Genomic DNA, 15,179 nt, shown 5'->3' on the forward strand with positions numbered 1-15,179 from the left:
CTTAATTGAGTAAAGTGGAACAATCTGGAAAGGTTGGCTAGAGTGGGTGATAGCCCCGTACACGTAATGCGAGATTAAGTCCTTGAGTAGGGCGGGACACGTGAAATCCTGTCTGAACATGGGTAGACCACTATCCAAGCCTAAGTACTCGTGCATGACCGATAGCGAACCAGTACCGTGAGGGAAAGGTGAAAAGCACCCCGACGAGGGGAGTGAAATAGTACCTGAAACCGAATGCCTACAAACAGTTGGAGCCCAAGATTTGTTCTGGGTGACAGCGTACCTTTTGTATAATGGGTCAGCGACTTAGTGTAACGAGCAAGCTTAAGCCGGTAGGTGTAGGCGTAGCGAAAGCGAGTCTGAACAGGGCGTTCAGTTCGTTGCATTAGACCCGAAACCAAGTGATCTAGCCATGAGCAGGTTGAAGGTACGGTAACACGTACTGGAGGACCGAACCCATATCTGTTGCAATAGATCGGGATGACTTGTGGCTAGGGGTGAAAGGCCAATCAAACTTGGAGATAGCTGGTTCTCCGCGAAATCTATTTAGGTAGAGCGTCCAGCGAATACCCCCGGGGGTAGAGCACTGAATGGGCTATGGGGACTCACCGTCTTACTGATCCTAATCAAACTCCGAATACCGGGGAGTACTACTGGGCAGACACACGGCGGGTGCTAACGTCCGTCGTGAAGAGGGCAACAACCCTGACCACCATCTAAGGTCCCTAAGTTATGGCTAAGTGGGAAAGGATGTGAGGATCCCAAAACAACCAGGATGTTGGCTTAGAAGCAGCCATCATTTAAAGAAAGCGTAACAGCTCACTGGTCTAAATAAGGGTCTTTGCGCCGAAAATGTACCGGGGCTAAAGCCATACACCGAAGCTGTGGATGCACGTATGTGCGTGGTAGCGGAGCGTTCCGTAAGCCTGTGAAGGGACAGTCGTGAGACATCCTGGAGGTATCGGAAGTGAGAATGCTGACATGAGTAACGATAAAGGGAGTGAGAGACTCCCTCGCCGAAAGTCCAAGGGTTCCTGCTTAAAGTTAATCTGAGCAGGGTTAGCCGGCCCCTAAGGCGAGGCCGAAAGGCGTAGTCGATGGGAACCACGTTAATATTCGTGGGCCTGCAGGTAGTGACGGATTGCGTGTGTTGTGAGGTCTTATTGGATTGATCTTGCAGCGAAGCGGTTCCAGGAAATAGCTCCTGCATATAGACCGTACCCTAAACCGACACTGGTGGACTGGTAGAGAATACCAAGGCGCTTGAGAGAACTGCGTTGAAGGAACTCGGCAAAATGCACGCGTAACTTCGGAAGAAGCGTGACCCTTCTTTAGGCAACTATTGGAGGGTGGCACAGACCAGGGGGTAGCGACTGTTTACCAAAAACACAGGGCTCTGCGAAGTCGCAAGACGACGTATAGGGTCTGACGCCTGCCCGGTGCTGGAAGGTTAAGAGGAGATGTGCAAGCATTGAATTGAAGCCCCAGTAAACGGCGGCCGTAACTATAACGGTCCTAAGGTAGCGAAATTCCTTGTCGGGTAAGTTCCGACCTGCACGAATGGCGTAACGACTTCCCCGCTGTCTCCAACGCAGACTCAGTGAAATTGAATTCCCCGTGAAGATGCGGGGTTCCTGCGGTTAGACGGAAAGACCCCGTGCACCTTTACTATAGCTTTACACTGGCATTCGTGTCGGCATGTGTAGGATAGGTGGTAGACTTTGAAGCCGTGGCGCCAGCCATGGTGGAGTCATCCTTGAAATACCACCCTTACCTATATGGATGTCTAACTGCGGCCCGTTATCCGGGTCCAGGACCGTGTATGGTGGGTAGTTTGACTGGGGCGGTCGCCTCCTAAAGAGTAACGGAGGCGCGCGATGGTAGGCTCAGAACGGTCGGAAATCGTTCGTCGAGTGCAATGGCATAAGCCTGCCTGACTGCAAGACTGACAAGTCGAGCAGAGACGAAAGTCGGTCATAGTGATCCGGTGGTCCCGCGTGGAAGGGCCATCGCTCAACGGATAAAAGGTACGCCGGGGATAACAGGCTGATGACCCCCAAGAGTCCATATCGACGGGGTTGTTTGGCACCTCGATGTCGACTCATCGCATCCTGGGGCTGGAGCAGGTCCCAAGGGTATGGCTGTTCGCCATTTAAAGCGGTACGTGAGTTGGGTTCAGAACGTCGTGAGACAGTTCGGTCCCTATCTGCCGTGGGTGTAGGAATATTGATAGGATCTGTCCCTAGTACGAGAGGACCGGGATGGACGTATCTCTGGTGGACCTGTTGTCGTGCCAACGGCATAGCAGGGTAGCTATATACGGACGGGATAACCGCTGAAGGCATCTAAGCGGGAAACCCACCTAAAAACGAGTATTCCCTATCAGAGCCGTGGAAGACTACCACGTTGATAGGCCGGGTGTGGAAGTGCGGCAACGCATGTAGCTTACCGGTACTAATAGCTCGATCGACTTGATCACTCCCATTTACAATATCCATCGAACGAAGTTCGATGTCTCTTTTGTCCTTGCGAAGTAAACTTCGAAGATGACAATAAGCATACGACTGTATGCCGCCGAATGTTCGGCGCGCCCGCGCAGCCATTCACAAAGTGAATGTGGCGTGAGCGAAAATAACAGCACGAAAGACAACAGCTTCTCATATTTGTGTTCTTCGCCGACCTGGTGGTTATGGCGGAGCGGCTGCACCCGATCCCATTCCGAACTCGGCCGTGAAACGCTCCAGCGCCAATGGTACTTTGTCTTAAGACACGGGAGAGTAGGTCGCTGCCAGGTCTGCTAAGCACACAAATCAATCCATCTTCTCATAATTACAAAACAGTCACAAAACGCGTAGTTCGCCAAAAATAACAAACCGGTTCATAATAAAAACCATGGCGCGGGGTGGAGCAGCCCGGTAGCTCGTCAGGCTCATAACCTGAAGGCCGCAGGTTCAAATCCTGCCCCCGCAACCAATGATCCCTGCGATTGAAACAAGCCCTTGTCATGCAAGGGCTTGGTGTGTTGATTGCCGCTGGGAACTGACCCGGGGAGGGTGCGGACGAAAACTTGGACTGGTTTTACGTTACAATGCCAAGACTGTTTCGATTTTCGATTGGGCTTCGAGCACCAAGCGATATCTTGATCCGTTTCTCGTTGTACCACCGAATGTAGCCATCAACTTCATTGATAAACTGCTCGAGTGTGGTGCTCTTCCAATCGCTGGGATAAAAGTATTCTGTTTTCAGCCTTCCGAAGAAGCCTTCGCATGCAGCGCTATCTGGGGAACAAGCCTTGCGGGACATTGAGTGCACCAGCTTCGCATCACTGATCCTCGATAGGCAACCCGGCCAGCGATAGTGGGCACCCCGATCAGAATGCACTATTGGCCGTTTATCTGCGTCGCTCACAGTTTCGATGGCGGCATCGCGCATCGTGTTGACCAATTGCGCAGCTGGTCTCACTCCGATAGACCAGCTGATGACCAAACCATCGAAACAGTCGATGATGGGTGAGAGATACACCTTGCCAGCGGGGATATCGAACTCCGTGATATCAGTCAGCCATTTCTCATTCGGCGCTGTGGCCTGGAAGTCGCGATTAATAAGGTTCTCGGGTGCCGGACTAATTTCTCCAAGATAAGAGCGATATCGCCGCCGCTTTGGCGTGGCAACGATCAGGTTCTCTTGTTTCATCAAGCGCTGCACAACCTTCTATGAGATTGTAACGCATTGTTTGGCCAATGACGCCTGTAGCCTGCGGTAGCCGTAGCATCGACGGTTGGCTTCGAAGATTTCGGTGATGTTTTGACGAATAGTGAGGTACTTATCGCTCATCCTCATGCGGGTTCGATGGTAAAAATATGAGCTGCGCGCCAGGCCCAACTGAGCAAGCAGATCCGGGAGTTGATAAAGATCTTTTAGGGCGTCGATCTGAACCGCCCCGGCTTTACCGGAGACCTTTTGGTTTAAGTTATGCGGCCATGGCTGGCGCGTCCAGCATGGCGTAATATCGTTCTTCGGCCTCGGCTGGCGGTATGTTGCCGATGGGCTCCAGAAGGCGTCGGTTGTTGAACCAATCGACCCATTCCAAAGTGGCGAACTCCACGGCTTCGAAGTTTCTCCACGGTCCTCGTCGATGGATGACCTCGGCCTTATAAAGGCCGTTGATCGTTTCGGCGAGAGCGTTGTCGTAACTGCCGCCGACACTCCCGACGGACGGCTCGATGCCCGCCTCCGCCAGCCGTTCGGAATAGCGAATTGACACGTATTGCGAGCCGCGGTCGGAATGATGAACCAGCCCGCCCCGTTTGACGGGTCGCCGGTCATGAAGTGCTTGGTCGAGGGCATCGAGCACAAAGCCCGCATGGGCAGTCCGGCTCGCCCGCCAACCGACGATACGGCGTGCGAAGGCATCAATGACGAAGGCCACGTAAACGAAGCCCTGCCAGGTCGCGAAATAGGTGAAATCGGATAACCACAGCATGTTCGGCGCTGGAGCGAAGAACTGTCGGTTCACCCGGTCTAGTGGACATGGAGCGGACTTGTCCGACACGGTGGTTTTGATCGGCTTGCCGCGAATGACGCCTTGAATCCCCATTGTTCTCATAAGCCGCGCGACGGTGCAGCGGGCGATGTCGTAACCTTCTCGCTGCAATTGCCGCCAGACCTTGCGCACGCCATAGACCTGGAAGTTCTCGTTGAACACCCGGCGTATCTCGACTTTCATGGCAATATCATTGCGTTCGCGGGCCGACAGGCGGTCCACGTCTGTGCGCTTGGCGATGACCTCATAATAGGTGGACGGGGCAATCGGCAGCAGTCTGCAGATCGGCTCGACCCCGAGCACCGAGCGGTGTTCGTCGATGAAGGAGATCATCGCTTCAGTGGGCGGTCGAGCTCCGCCTGGGCAAAATACGCCGAGGCCTTGCGTAAAATCTCATTCGCCTGACAAAGCTCGCGGTTCCCCCGCTCCAGAGCCTTCATCTTCTCCGCCACGTCAGTCGGCAAACCCGCACGCTTGCCGCTGGCGACCTCCGCCTTCTTCACCCATTCATGAAGGGTATGCGCCGAGCAGCCGATCTTGGCCGCTATCGATGATACCGCCGCTCAGCGCGATGAGTGTTCGGCTTCATGTTCCGTCACCATCCGAACGGCACGGGCGCGGACTTCAGGAGAGAATTTGTTCGTCGTTTTGCTTGTCATAGACCCTACTTCTCACGAGTTGGAGTCTTCGGCAAAGCCGGGGCGGTTCACGGATTACCTTAACCAAGGTCGTACGCAACCGACGAAATGCTGCGGCCGCTTGTCGTTAAAATCCGAACGGCTTCGCGTTTGAAAGCTTCTGTAAATTCTTGTTGCTTCAGGTCTTCAGGCCATCCCGAAAAGTTTGAAGCGGTTCTCGGAGCAAGATTCTTTTAAAAAATATAGCATTTCAAATGACTCAAATAAAACTAGATATGCTCTAGTTCTCCTGTCAGTTTTTTCTAACAGAAGTCCTCCGATTTTGAAGGAGAAATCCAGCCTTGGATCAAAGCTATTTGTGAATATCGTGATAGTCTCTTGGACTCTCAAATGACGAAACTTTGCCCGCGGCTATAAATGGCCGCCTTTAGCTCTACTGCGGGACGATGAACTGAAGATTAGCGCCTTAAGGTCTCCTCTAAATCAAAGTAATTCGATCCAATTTCTCAAATCTGCTACGATCTTCGGATTGGCCAGCTTATTAGCGAAATTGTCTGCCCCATTTTTTTTGAGTGGGTGCTAATCAAATGCAGTTATTCGCATATAACGCAATGGCATCATTTAACTTCCATACTAGTCTACCATATGCTATTTACCGCATATGATTCATGGAGGATTAAAATGAGGCAGACTTGGCGGTGGTTTGGACCACAGGACCTGACTTCAGTTGATGACATGCGACAGGCCGGTGTAGAGGGTGTCGTTTCTGCCTTGCATCATGTCGCTACGGGTGCCGTGTGGACGCCCGAAGAAATTGCCCGGCGGCAGCAGCAAATAGCAATTATGAAGGATGGCGCGCCTTCGCATCTGAAATGGGAAGTGGTTGAAAGCCTGCCTGTTTCTGAAGACATAAAAAGGCAGTCCGGGGATTGGAAAATCCATATCGAGAACTGGAAAACCAGCATGATCAATCTGTCCCGTGCCGGGATAGAAATAATCTGCTATAATTTCATGCCGGTACTGGATTGGACAAGAACTGATCTTGCATGGCGGCTTGATAGCGGCGCAACGTGCATGCGTTTTGATCTGATTGATTTTGCGGCCTTCGATATTCACATTTTAAAGCGGTTCAATGCTGCTGAAAGTTTCTCAAGTAGTGTAGTTGAGGAAGCACAGCGACGTTTTGATGCCATGAGCGACGTGCGATGTCAGCAACTTGCATCGAATGTTGTTTACGGCCTGCCAGGTTCTGCAGAGACTTTCTCGCTTGCTGACGTGCGCCAGCAACTGGCCCTTTATGATAATATCAGCGAAGAGATATTGCGGCGTCATCTGATAGACTTTCTATCGGAGGTGGCTCCGCTGGCAGAGGAATTAGGGGTACGCTTATGTTGCCATCCCGACGATCCGCCTTTTCCGCTGCTTGGTCTTCCACGGATCATGTCTACGGAAAGTGATTATCGCAAGATCATGGAAGCCGTTAATATTCCTGCTAACGGGATTACGCTTTGTTCGGGTTCGCTCGGCACGCGCCGCGATAATGATTTGCCTGGTATGATGCAGCGGCTAGGCGATAGGGTTCATTTTCTGCATCTGCGCAATGTCATGATTGAAACAGATGATAATTTTGGCTCTTTCCACGAGGCTGGGCATCTTGAAGGTGGCACCGATATGGTCGCCATGATTGCTGCAGTCCTTGCTGAGGAACGCCGACGCAAAGCTCTTGGTCGCAAGGACTGGCAGTTGCCCATTCGTCCTGATCACGGACAGGATATTCTGGACGATCTTGGACGCAAGGGGCAGCCTGGCTATCCTTCTATTGGTCGCCTGAAAGGTCTTGCAGAATTGCGTGGCATTATGACTGCTCTCGAACATCCCAACTTTCGGCGAGACGCCTGATGCGATTATCAGCAAAAAGCCCTAAGACAAATGGCGTATCATGGCCTGATTACGAACCAGAATTGCATGATGCAGGAATTTTGCATCTTGGTTTGGGGGCTTTTGCGCGGGCACATATTGCAGCTTATACCGATGCTGCAATATCGGCTTCGGGTGGTGACTGGCGGATTGTCGGCGTATCTTTACGCGGTACCGAAGTCGCGAATGCTTTGAATGCGCAAAATGGCCGTTATACGCTGGTTGTGCGAGGTGTTGCCGATCACGCCCGCGTTATCGGCTCGATAGCGCAAGTCCTGTCCGGTGATTCTACTGGTATCGATGCACTTGATGTGATGTCCCGCCCTAATTGTCGTATTGTGAGTCTCACGGTTACCGAGAAAGGATATGGCCTGTTGCGCAACGGTGGTTGCGATCTCGATCATGCCGCAGTTAAAGCTGATCTTACCACGCCGTCCAGTCCGAGAGGTGTGTTGGGGTTATTGACGTTAGGCTTAAAGCGGCGTTTCGAAGCTGGTTGGCAGCCGTTTACGGTGCTGTGTTGCGATAATCTTCCAAATAATGGTGCCTTGCTGAAGTCCGCAGTAATTGACTTTGCGCAGCGTGCCCATGGCAATTCGCTGGCTCAGCGTATTGTTGAGGAAGTCGCGTTTCCCTCCACAATGGTTGACCGCATTACACCAAAGGCGACAGATCAAACGCGTACCGATGCAGAATTGGCGACAGGTTTTGAAGATGCTGCCGCAATCGAAACTGAAGCTTTTTCGCAATGGGTTATAGAAGATAATTTTCCCGCAGGTCGCCCGGCATGGGAAGCCATGGGAGCGACCTTTACCGACAAGGTGGAGCCATTCGAAAAGATGAAGCTTCGTATGCTCAATGGCTGCCACTCGATGTTAGCCTATACCGGCTTTCTGTGTGGGAAAACCTACGTCCGGGATGTTATGGCAGATGCCCAATTGAACCTGCTGGTCCGGCGCTATCTGATGATGGCAGCGCAAACCCTGCCTGCAAGTGATATTGACATCAATGCTTATGCTCAAGCCTTGATTGAACGTTTCAGCAACCCTTCAATTGCGCATGAAACCCGTCAAATTGCGGCAGATGGCACTGAGAAAATGCCACAACGTATTTTTGCGCCAGCAATTGATATGCTTGAAAAAAGTGGTGACGTTGCACTCTTCGCTTTCGCTACTGCTGCATGGATGCGTTATGGCCTTGGTTATAACGATGATGGAGACACTTATCACCTCGCAGATCCTCGTTCTGAAGAAATTTCGAAGGCGGTTTGCGGTGCTTCAAATGCTGTCGACATATTTGAAGCTTATGCGGGTTTGCGTGACTTACTGCCACAGACGCTCAAAGACGCACCTTTTGCGGTGCAGGTACAGAACCACCTGCAAAGCATGTTGTCGGAAGGAATGGTAGCCGCTGTCGCCAAAGCGTCGCAGTGAAGAGCATTTCGATTTATTCAAATTGAATAAGAATCGCTTGAAACTTGTCAAATGTCATTGAGAATGAGATCAGGATAACGTTGCGCCAATTGGTCTGTCACTTTGAGAACTTCCGAAAGATGTACACGGACGGCTGTTTCTGCGGCTGCGGGGTCTCTTCGTCTGATTGCAGTGAGCATGTTTTTATGCTGCTCGATAAGCAGCTCGACCGGCGTGACATTGGGTAGACTGAGAAAGCGCAATCGGTCAAACTGCGCTTTTTCGCGTTCGAGTAGGCCCCAGATATCACCGACGCTGATACTGTTGGCAACGGTCCGGTGAAAGGCATCGTCCGCTAGCGTAAATTCTTCAGGAAGGTCTTTTGCACTTTCCTGTGCAGCAATAGTTGCATCGAGTTCGCCCAGAGCGGCGTTGCTCAGGCCATCTTCTGCTGCTCGTCTGAATACAGCGATCTCGACTGCATTTCGAACAAACCGTGCGCGCTGGACTGCGGAGAGGGAAATTGGCATGATGAAGGTCCCGCGTTGTGGCCATACCTCTACCAATCCCTGATCTACCAGTCGGAGCAATGCCTCGCGTACTGGGGTGCGGCTGGTGCCAAAATGTCGTGCCAGTTCATTTTCGGAAACACGTTTTCCCGGCATTAAGCGCAAAGTGATGATGTCGTTGCGGATAGCTTCCAGAATCGTCCCAACTGCTGGTGGCAGCCCGCCGCCAAGCGCTGATTTGCTTTGAAGGTGGGGCGGGACAGGTGAAGCTTCATTCATGTGTTTATCCATTCCAACCCAAATGACTGAGAAAGTCTTTTGTACGTGCTGTGTGAGGGTTATCGAATATTTGTTCCGGTGGCCCTTGTTCGATAATCTGACCGTTAGCAAACACGACTACCTGATCTGCCACCCGACGTGCAAAAGTCATCTCATGAGTTACGACAATCATTGTCATTCCATCATCTGCCAGTCGTTTCATAACATTGAGCACTTCACCGATTGTTTCGGGGTCAAGTGCCGAAGTAGGCTCATCAAAGAGCATGACTTCTGGCTCCATTGCAAGGGCTCTGGCAATGGCAACACGCTGTTGCTGGCCACCGGACAGATTAGACGGATAATTATCGGATTTGTCTGACAGTCCAACTTTCTCTAGCAGAGCGACCGCCCGCTGACGCGCTTGCTCTTCAGATAGTCCAAGTACGGTTGTCGGGCCCATCATTATATTGCCGAGTGCATTTTTATGCGGAAAAAGCTCGAAATTCTGAAACACCATTCCCATACGCTGACGCATGGCACGTGCCTGTTTTGGATTTTGCGTCAGCAATTCGCCATCGATGAGAATCTCGCCGCCGCTCATTGCCTCCAACCCGTTGGTGCAACGCAGCAATGTTGACTTTCCTGAGCCAGACGGGCCGATCAGACATACGACTTGCCCTCGCGAGACCTTGAGGCTGACACCATTAAGCGCGACAAAATCACCATAGCTTTTACGTACGTCGCGATATTCGATAACGACATCGTCAGCTTTTGCGGTTGCTTTCTTGGGAGATGTCATTCGGTAACCCCATATTTACGATGAATCCAATCTACGATTTTTGCTTGCGGATATCCCAGCAACCAATAAATCGCAGCCATTGCGGTAAGAAGTTCCAGCACCCGGAAACTCTGCGATCGTATCTGCATCGCGGTATGAGCCAGATCACTGACAGCAATCACCGATACGAGTGATGTATCCTTGAACAGGGTGACCCATGTGGTTGCCAGCACCGGCAATACTCGCCGGGATGCCTGTGGCAGAACAATTTTACGAAAGGCGGTCCATTCACTCATGCCCAATGCAAGTCCGGCTTCTGTCTGTCCCTTGCGGATCGATCGAATGCCAGAACGGAAAGTCTCGGAATTATACGCAGCATTATTTGCAACCAGAGCTACGAGCCCCGTCATGAAGGGCGAGAATGAAATGCCGCTCATGATTGGCATCACATAGAAGGCCCAGTAAACGACGAGGATGATCGGCAGATTACGCATCAATTCAACGTAACAAGTCGCAATCAAGGCAACGGGTTTGAAACGCGATTCTCGCATGACCGCAATTAGAATGCCCAACGGGGTCGCAAAGAGCATCGTGAGTACTGTGAGAAGTATCGTTATCAGCGCGCCGTAACCCAGTAATGGCAGGCTTTTCCAGATTATATACCAATCGAATGTCATGAGCGCCCCAAGAAAGAAATGCGGCGGTAAAGCATGTCAACGCCTCTGGTGAGCGGAAAAATGATGATAAAGAATAGGATCATGACGGCGGTGTAGGCCTCTACAGGCGCATATTTCTGACCTGCGATAGCCTCTGCGCGACGCATGAGTTCAGGAACTGCGATTACACTTGCAATGGCCGTGTCTTTGACTGCAAGCGAGAGCAGGGAGCCAAAGGAAGGCAACATTCTTACGAATGCCTGCGGCAGAACGATTTTCCGCATAACCTGGCTTTGTGACATTCCCAGCGCCAGCCCTGCGCGGACTTGCCCGGGGCGCACAGATTGTATGCCGGCGCGCACAACTTCGGCGACATAAGCTCCCAAGTGCAGAGACAGAGAAAGGAGTGCGGACCAAAAAGGTGGCAGGTTTATTCCTGTAGCCATAGGCAAAGCAAAATAAACCCATACCAATACGACAAGCACCGGGATGGCACGCATTGAATCTATGTAAAATACAGTAATGCGGCGGAGCCAGTTAGGTCCATAAAGACGGGCGAAAGCGAGAGCTAGACCGAGCAGGAAACTTAAAATACTCACGCCCGCTGCAAGCACGATCGTGACCAAAAGTCCTTCAAGCAAGAACTTCCAGCTGTCTAATATTATACTGAAATTGAATTCCATCTGTCCTTGACCCTGAAGATGCTGGGACCTTGAAACGGCGTCAGCAGAGTGGGGTGCCACGCGCAACCGCAAGAGCTGCGCGTGGACGTTCCCTTTACTTACATCCTGGCTACTTCGGCCTCTTCAAGTTTAAGAAGCTCTGGAAGCTTAGGCTCTGCGACAGCCTTCAGCCATTCAAGGTATTCCGGCTGATTTTTATCGATGGCAAGACCGATTTCGTTCACTGCCTCTGTGCTATCCTGGCAATTATTCTCGCGTGGTAATGCGTCTAATCCCTTTACATTCTTGCTAAGAGCTATGAAAGGAATGCGGTTGATCGGCGCCACATCGGCCCGACCAGCCATTATTTCTTCCATTGGCGCCGCCGTTCCAGCGCTGGTCACACCACGTAATGTGGCGTTTGGAAAGCGTTCCTTGACCCAGTTTTCTTCACCCCCACCGGTGAAATAGGCGATTGTTACTTCCGGGCGATTGAAATCATCAACGGATTTAGCATCGGCAACTTTAGGATTGGAAGCCTTTCCGAAGACGCAAAGGGCAGTACGTGAATATGTTACAAAATCAACGACTTCCTGCCTTTGTTTTGTCATTGAAAGTGGAGATATGGTCATGTCAACCTGATTTGCAGCCAGGACCGGCACTTTCGTTTCATGGGACACCAGAACCGGGACCAGTTTTACACCCAAATCATCCGCGTATGTTTGCGCCAAGGACCATGCCGGTCCGCGCCAGCGTTCGTTAGACCCCGTAGTGTCTTCAACGAGCCATGGTGGGTTTGCAAGAACGCCCACCCTTAATTCACCCGCCTTTTTTATTGAATCAATGCGTTTGCTCACACCGGGAGCAGGAACTTCCTGTGCCCACGCGGCTCCAGAACCAAACAGCAGGCTTATAGCAGTGATAGCTGCAGCCGCGTATGAAAGCTTATTCATGGTAAAACGCTCCTCACCTCAATTTACCAGCACTCCCCTGGTAATAAAAGTATTCTAGTATACAAGTTGTCGGGTTGCAAGTGTGGCCGGGTCAAATCATTGACTTGAGTTTGTCTTTGGTGCAACGCACGCTTCGTTGAAGCAACGGCCCAATCGCAGGCAGCGAAATATTCTTCCGATTTAGTCCCATAGGGAACGCTCTATCATGCCTAGAATGCACCGCGAAAAGTGCGAAACATCTCTAAGCGCAGATCAGTCCAATGGACTGATTTCTGATCCTATTAGTCTTAAAATATTTTATTTTTAAACACTTAGCTTTTCGCTGAGTGTAACTTTAACTGCGTTGGCTTCTTCCTGCATTAAAGTGATGAATTTGGCGATTAATCGCGCATTCTTGCTTTTGAGTGGGTGCCATAAGTGCATTGTGTAAGGAATTTCGACGTCAAAACGACGAAGCGTAACGCCCATTTCGAGATAATCGCATGCTGTCAAAGGATTGACGATTGAGACGCCCAGCCCAGCCATCACCATTGAGCAAACACTTGCTGCCGTTGTCGTCTCAACAGAGTAGCGACACATAATGCTATTTTGAGCAAAAATTTCGTCGACTTTACGTCGATATGGATCGTCCTGTGAAAAAGAAATATACGGCACACAGTCGAAATCTTGCGGTGTCAGCACAGTTTTTTGCGTCAGTGGATGATTGACCGGCAATACGCATACAAGTGCTCCAACATCAATTTTCTCATGGCAAAAGCCTTGATATTCGAACTGCCCCTCGGTGATGCCAAGGTCGAAAACAGTTGTCATCATCTCGTTTTGGAGCGAAATTTCTTCATGAGAATGTAGAGAAAGATGAATGCTGGTCTTCGCACTCTGTAGCCTCTTTGCAACCCTCGGAATGATGGATTCTGCATAGGCGGGAATAGTTGCGATACGAAAATTTGCTGCATTGTGCGTGCGTATCGCAGCAGCAGCTCGGCTGATTTCATCCATGCCAATAAATGCTCGCCGCACAACATCATGAAGAAGAAATGCCTGATCTGTTGGTGTTAAGCGCTTGCCGAAACGAATGAACAGATCAAAGCCGATCCGCTCTTCCATTTCGCGCAATTCCCGGCTTATCGTGGGTTGCGATGTGCGCAGATGAGCCGCCGCAGTGGTCATGTTTTTATTGACCATAATGGCATTGAACACTTCAATTTGTCTTTGATTCAATTTTGTCATCGGCGCACGACTTCCTATATATCAGTTTTGAATAAAAAAGATTTTCTGCGCATTTCACAAGCATAAAAAACTTTGGAACTATGTCCCCAAAAGACGCCTCACAGGGATTGGGGAAAAATGGGTGACAATATGACAACGTCTTCGTTGGTTAATCAGCGAGAGTCGAATAGCGAATGGTTCTCTTACAAAGGGGGAGAGCTTCACGCAGAACAGGTTCGTCTTAGCGAAATTGCGCAAGATATACCGACACCTTTTTATTGCTACTCTACGGATGCTATAAAATGGGCTTACCAAACACTGGAGGAAGAGCTCAGAAAGATTGACGTGTCGATTTGTTTCGCCGTCAAAGCAAACAGCAATATTGCCGTTTTGCGTTTGCTTGCGAAGTTGGGTTGCGGCATGGATATTGTTTCCGGTGGAGAGCTGGAGCGTGTGCTCGCGGCGGGCCTGCCGGCTAAGAGTGTCATTTTCTCAGGTATTGGTAAAACCCGGCGGGAAATCAAGAGGGCTCTTGAGGTCGGTGTTCAGCAAATCAATGTTGAATCCGCTGCTGAGCTGGATGTCATCATTGAAGTGGCCCGCCTTCTTAAAACGCGTGCACCCGTCGCCTTGCGTGTTAATCCCGACGTTGATGCCAAAACTCACGCCAAGATTACAACAGCAACCAAGAAAAGCAAATTTGGTATTCCAATCGCCGAGGTGCCGGCTGTTTACTCCGTAGCTTCAAAATCTCCCGAACTGGAGCTCAAGGGGTTGGCAGTTCACGTCGGCTCCCAGATGCAGGATCTTTCGCCTTTCAGGCATACATTCTCAACGATGTCAGATTTGGTACGTGATTTACGCTCTCAAGGTTTGGAGGTTCAGCACCTTGACCTTGGTGGAGGCATAGGGATTTCTATTGGAGAAAAGCCCGGACCTGATGTCAAGGAATACAGCAAGATAATTGCTGAAACCGTTGGTGATCTCGGTTGCAAACTGACTGTGGAGCCTGGGCGTTGGCTTGTCGGCCGGGCTGGGGTTCTTGTGACTGAAGTCCTGTATCTCAAAGATGTCGACAGTGACACTGTTGTAATTATCGACAGTGGTATGAATGATCTCATCAGACCTGCGCTCTACGACGCAACGCATCCGGTTATCCCCATCAACGAACCAGACCGGGATACAAAAACGCAGCATCGGATTGTTGGCCCTATCTGTGAGAGTTCAGATGATTTTGGCTATTACACGGGCCTTGGGAAAATAGCAGCTGGCGATCTGGTCGCTTTCGACTGTGCTGGCGCCTATGGCGCTGCGATGTCTTCCACTTACAATTCACGCGATCTTATCGCGGAAGTTCTCGTGGAAAATGATCGATACCGGCTTATTCGCAATCGGCTCGATATCCAGGAACAGCTGAAGATAGAGGACAAAGGGGAATGGAAAACTGCTGTTGGCTTCTAGTGGAGTGCGACGCGGACCCTTTCAGCTTTGGTGTGGCATAAGAACAAAGGTTGAATGCCATAAAACAATCGATCTCCAACCTTGAGAAAGAACATAAAGCATTAGAAATATTGCGCAATTTTCCATGACTGTCCGGTTTGGAACGTTGCGCAAACCAAAGTCGTAAAGACAAACAAAAGGGGAATA

At 50.7% G+C, this 15,179-nt stretch carries 9 protein-coding genes, 1 tRNA gene, 2 rRNA genes, 2 pseudogenes and 1 other annotated feature (1 of these 15 cut by a window edge); of the genes and pseudogenes, 6 read left to right on the forward strand and 8 right to left on the reverse strand.

The genetic code is table 11. From position 1 onward, the window contains the following. The 3 genes from H5024_RS13620 to H5024_RS13630 all read left to right on the forward strand — a co-directional run. A 23S ribosomal RNA gene (locus H5024_RS13620) occupies positions 1–2,479 on the forward strand (it extends 443 nt beyond the left edge of the window). 200 nt (positions 2,480–2,679) lie between these two features. Beyond that, positions 2,680–2,794, forward strand: a 5S ribosomal RNA gene (gene rrf, locus H5024_RS13625). Positions 2,795–2,896: 102 nt separating this feature from the next. Further along, positions 2,897–2,973, forward strand: a tRNA-Met gene (locus tag H5024_RS13630). A 105-nt stretch (positions 2,974–3,078) separates the two neighbouring features. Here H5024_RS13630 and H5024_RS13635 read toward each other — a convergent pair. Together H5024_RS13635 and H5024_RS13640 are read right to left on the reverse strand one after the other, a co-directional pair. Further along, positions 3,079–3,930, reverse strand: a pseudogene (locus H5024_RS13635) (IS3 family transposase); the annotation flags it as partial. Between the two features lie 40 nt (positions 3,931–3,970). Next, positions 3,971–5,202: pseudogene (locus H5024_RS13640) on the reverse strand (IS3 family transposase). Next, positions 4,802–4,918 (reverse strand) — a sequence feature (AL1L pseudoknot). Its footprint overlaps the pseudogene before it by 117 nt. A gap of 660 nt (positions 5,203–5,862) precedes the next feature. On the opposite strand from H5024_RS13640, the gene uxuA reads away from it, so the two are divergent. Next, positions 5,863–7,080, forward strand: a complete 1,218-nt coding sequence (gene uxuA / locus H5024_RS13645) for a mannonate dehydratase (RefSeq protein ID WP_187547703.1) — start codon at positions 5,863–5,865, stop codon at positions 7,078–7,080. Beyond that, the gene (locus H5024_RS13650; RefSeq protein WP_187547705.1) at positions 7,080–8,531 is read left to right on the forward strand and encodes a mannitol dehydrogenase family protein; all 1,452 of its coding nucleotides are present in this window, start codon (positions 7,080–7,082) and stop codon (positions 8,529–8,531) included. The genes uxuA and H5024_RS13650 overlap by 1 nt, the downstream gene beginning before the upstream one ends. 47 nt (positions 8,532–8,578) lie before the next feature. On the opposite strand, the gene H5024_RS13655 is transcribed toward H5024_RS13650, so the two are convergent. The 6 genes from H5024_RS13655 to H5024_RS13680 form a co-directional block, all read right to left on the reverse strand. Then, a complete protein-coding gene (locus H5024_RS13655; protein WP_187547707.1) occupies positions 8,579–9,298 on the reverse strand; it encodes a GntR family transcriptional regulator in 720 nt (239 codons plus the stop codon). Between the two features lie 4 nt (positions 9,299–9,302). Beyond that, positions 9,303–10,076 carry an amino acid ABC transporter ATP-binding protein gene (locus H5024_RS13660; RefSeq protein WP_187547709.1) on the reverse strand — a complete coding sequence of 258 codons (774 nt, stop codon included), beginning with the start codon at positions 10,074–10,076 and terminating at the stop codon, positions 9,303–9,305. Next, a complete protein-coding gene (locus tag H5024_RS13665) occupies positions 10,073–10,732 on the reverse strand; it encodes an amino acid ABC transporter permease (RefSeq protein WP_187547711.1) in 660 nt (219 codons plus the stop codon). Before H5024_RS13665 ends, H5024_RS13660 begins: the two co-directional genes overlap by 4 nt. After that, positions 10,729–11,394 carry an amino acid ABC transporter permease gene (locus tag H5024_RS13670; protein WP_187547713.1) on the reverse strand — a complete coding sequence of 222 codons (666 nt, stop codon included), beginning with the start codon at positions 11,392–11,394 and terminating at the stop codon, positions 10,729–10,731. Before H5024_RS13670 ends, H5024_RS13665 begins: the two co-directional genes overlap by 4 nt. 98 nt (positions 11,395–11,492) lie before the next feature. Next, complete coding sequence (locus tag H5024_RS13675; protein ID WP_187547715.1) at positions 11,493–12,326, reverse strand: transporter substrate-binding domain-containing protein; 834 nt, start codon at positions 12,324–12,326, stop codon at positions 11,493–11,495. 303 nt (positions 12,327–12,629) lie between these two features. After that, complete coding sequence (locus H5024_RS13680; protein WP_187547717.1) at positions 12,630–13,553, reverse strand: LysR family transcriptional regulator; 924 nt, start codon at positions 13,551–13,553, stop codon at positions 12,630–12,632. Between the two features lie 117 nt (positions 13,554–13,670). Here H5024_RS13680 and lysA point away from each other — a divergent pair, with 117 nt between their 5' ends. Continuing rightward, on the forward strand, positions 13,671–14,993 hold the full coding sequence (gene lysA, locus H5024_RS13685) for a diaminopimelate decarboxylase (protein WP_247875290.1): 1,323 nt from the start codon (positions 13,671–13,673) through the stop codon (positions 14,991–14,993). The last annotated feature ends 186 nt before the right edge of the window (positions 14,994–15,179 follow it).

Origin of the sequence: Ochrobactrum sp. Marseille-Q0166, assembly GCF_014397025.1 — a bacterium.
GTDB lineage: Bacteria > Pseudomonadota > Alphaproteobacteria > Rhizobiales > Rhizobiaceae > Brucella.

What these genes read in the sequence shown, in the direction of transcription:
- uxuA (WP_187547703.1), top strand. Translation starts at nt 5,863, where the DNA reads ATGAGGCAGACTTGGCGGTGGTTTGGACCACAGGACCTGACTTCAGTT.
- H5024_RS13650 (WP_187547705.1), top strand. Translation starts at nt 7,080, where the DNA reads ATGCGATTATCAGCAAAAAGCCCTAAGACAAATGGCGTATCATGGCCT.
- H5024_RS13655 (WP_187547707.1), bottom strand. Translation starts at nt 9,298, where the DNA reads ATGAATGAAGCTTCACCTGTCCCGCCCCACCTTCAAAGCAAATCAGCG.
- H5024_RS13660 (WP_187547709.1), bottom strand. Translation starts at nt 10,076, where the DNA reads ATGACATCTCCCAAGAAAGCAACCGCAAAAGCTGACGATGTCGTTATC.
- H5024_RS13665 (WP_187547711.1), bottom strand. Translation starts at nt 10,732, where the DNA reads ATGACATTCGATTGGTATATAATCTGGAAAAGCCTGCCATTACTGGGT.
- H5024_RS13670 (WP_187547713.1), bottom strand. Translation starts at nt 11,394, where the DNA reads ATGGAATTCAATTTCAGTATAATATTAGACAGCTGGAAGTTCTTGCTT.
- H5024_RS13675 (WP_187547715.1), bottom strand. Translation starts at nt 12,326, where the DNA reads ATGAATAAGCTTTCATACGCGGCTGCAGCTATCACTGCTATAAGCCTG.
- H5024_RS13680 (WP_187547717.1), bottom strand. Translation starts at nt 13,553, where the DNA reads ATGACAAAATTGAATCAAAGACAAATTGAAGTGTTCAATGCCATTATG.
- lysA (WP_247875290.1), top strand. Translation starts at nt 13,671, where the DNA reads ATGGGTGACAATATGACAACGTCTTCGTTGGTTAATCAGCGAGAGTCG.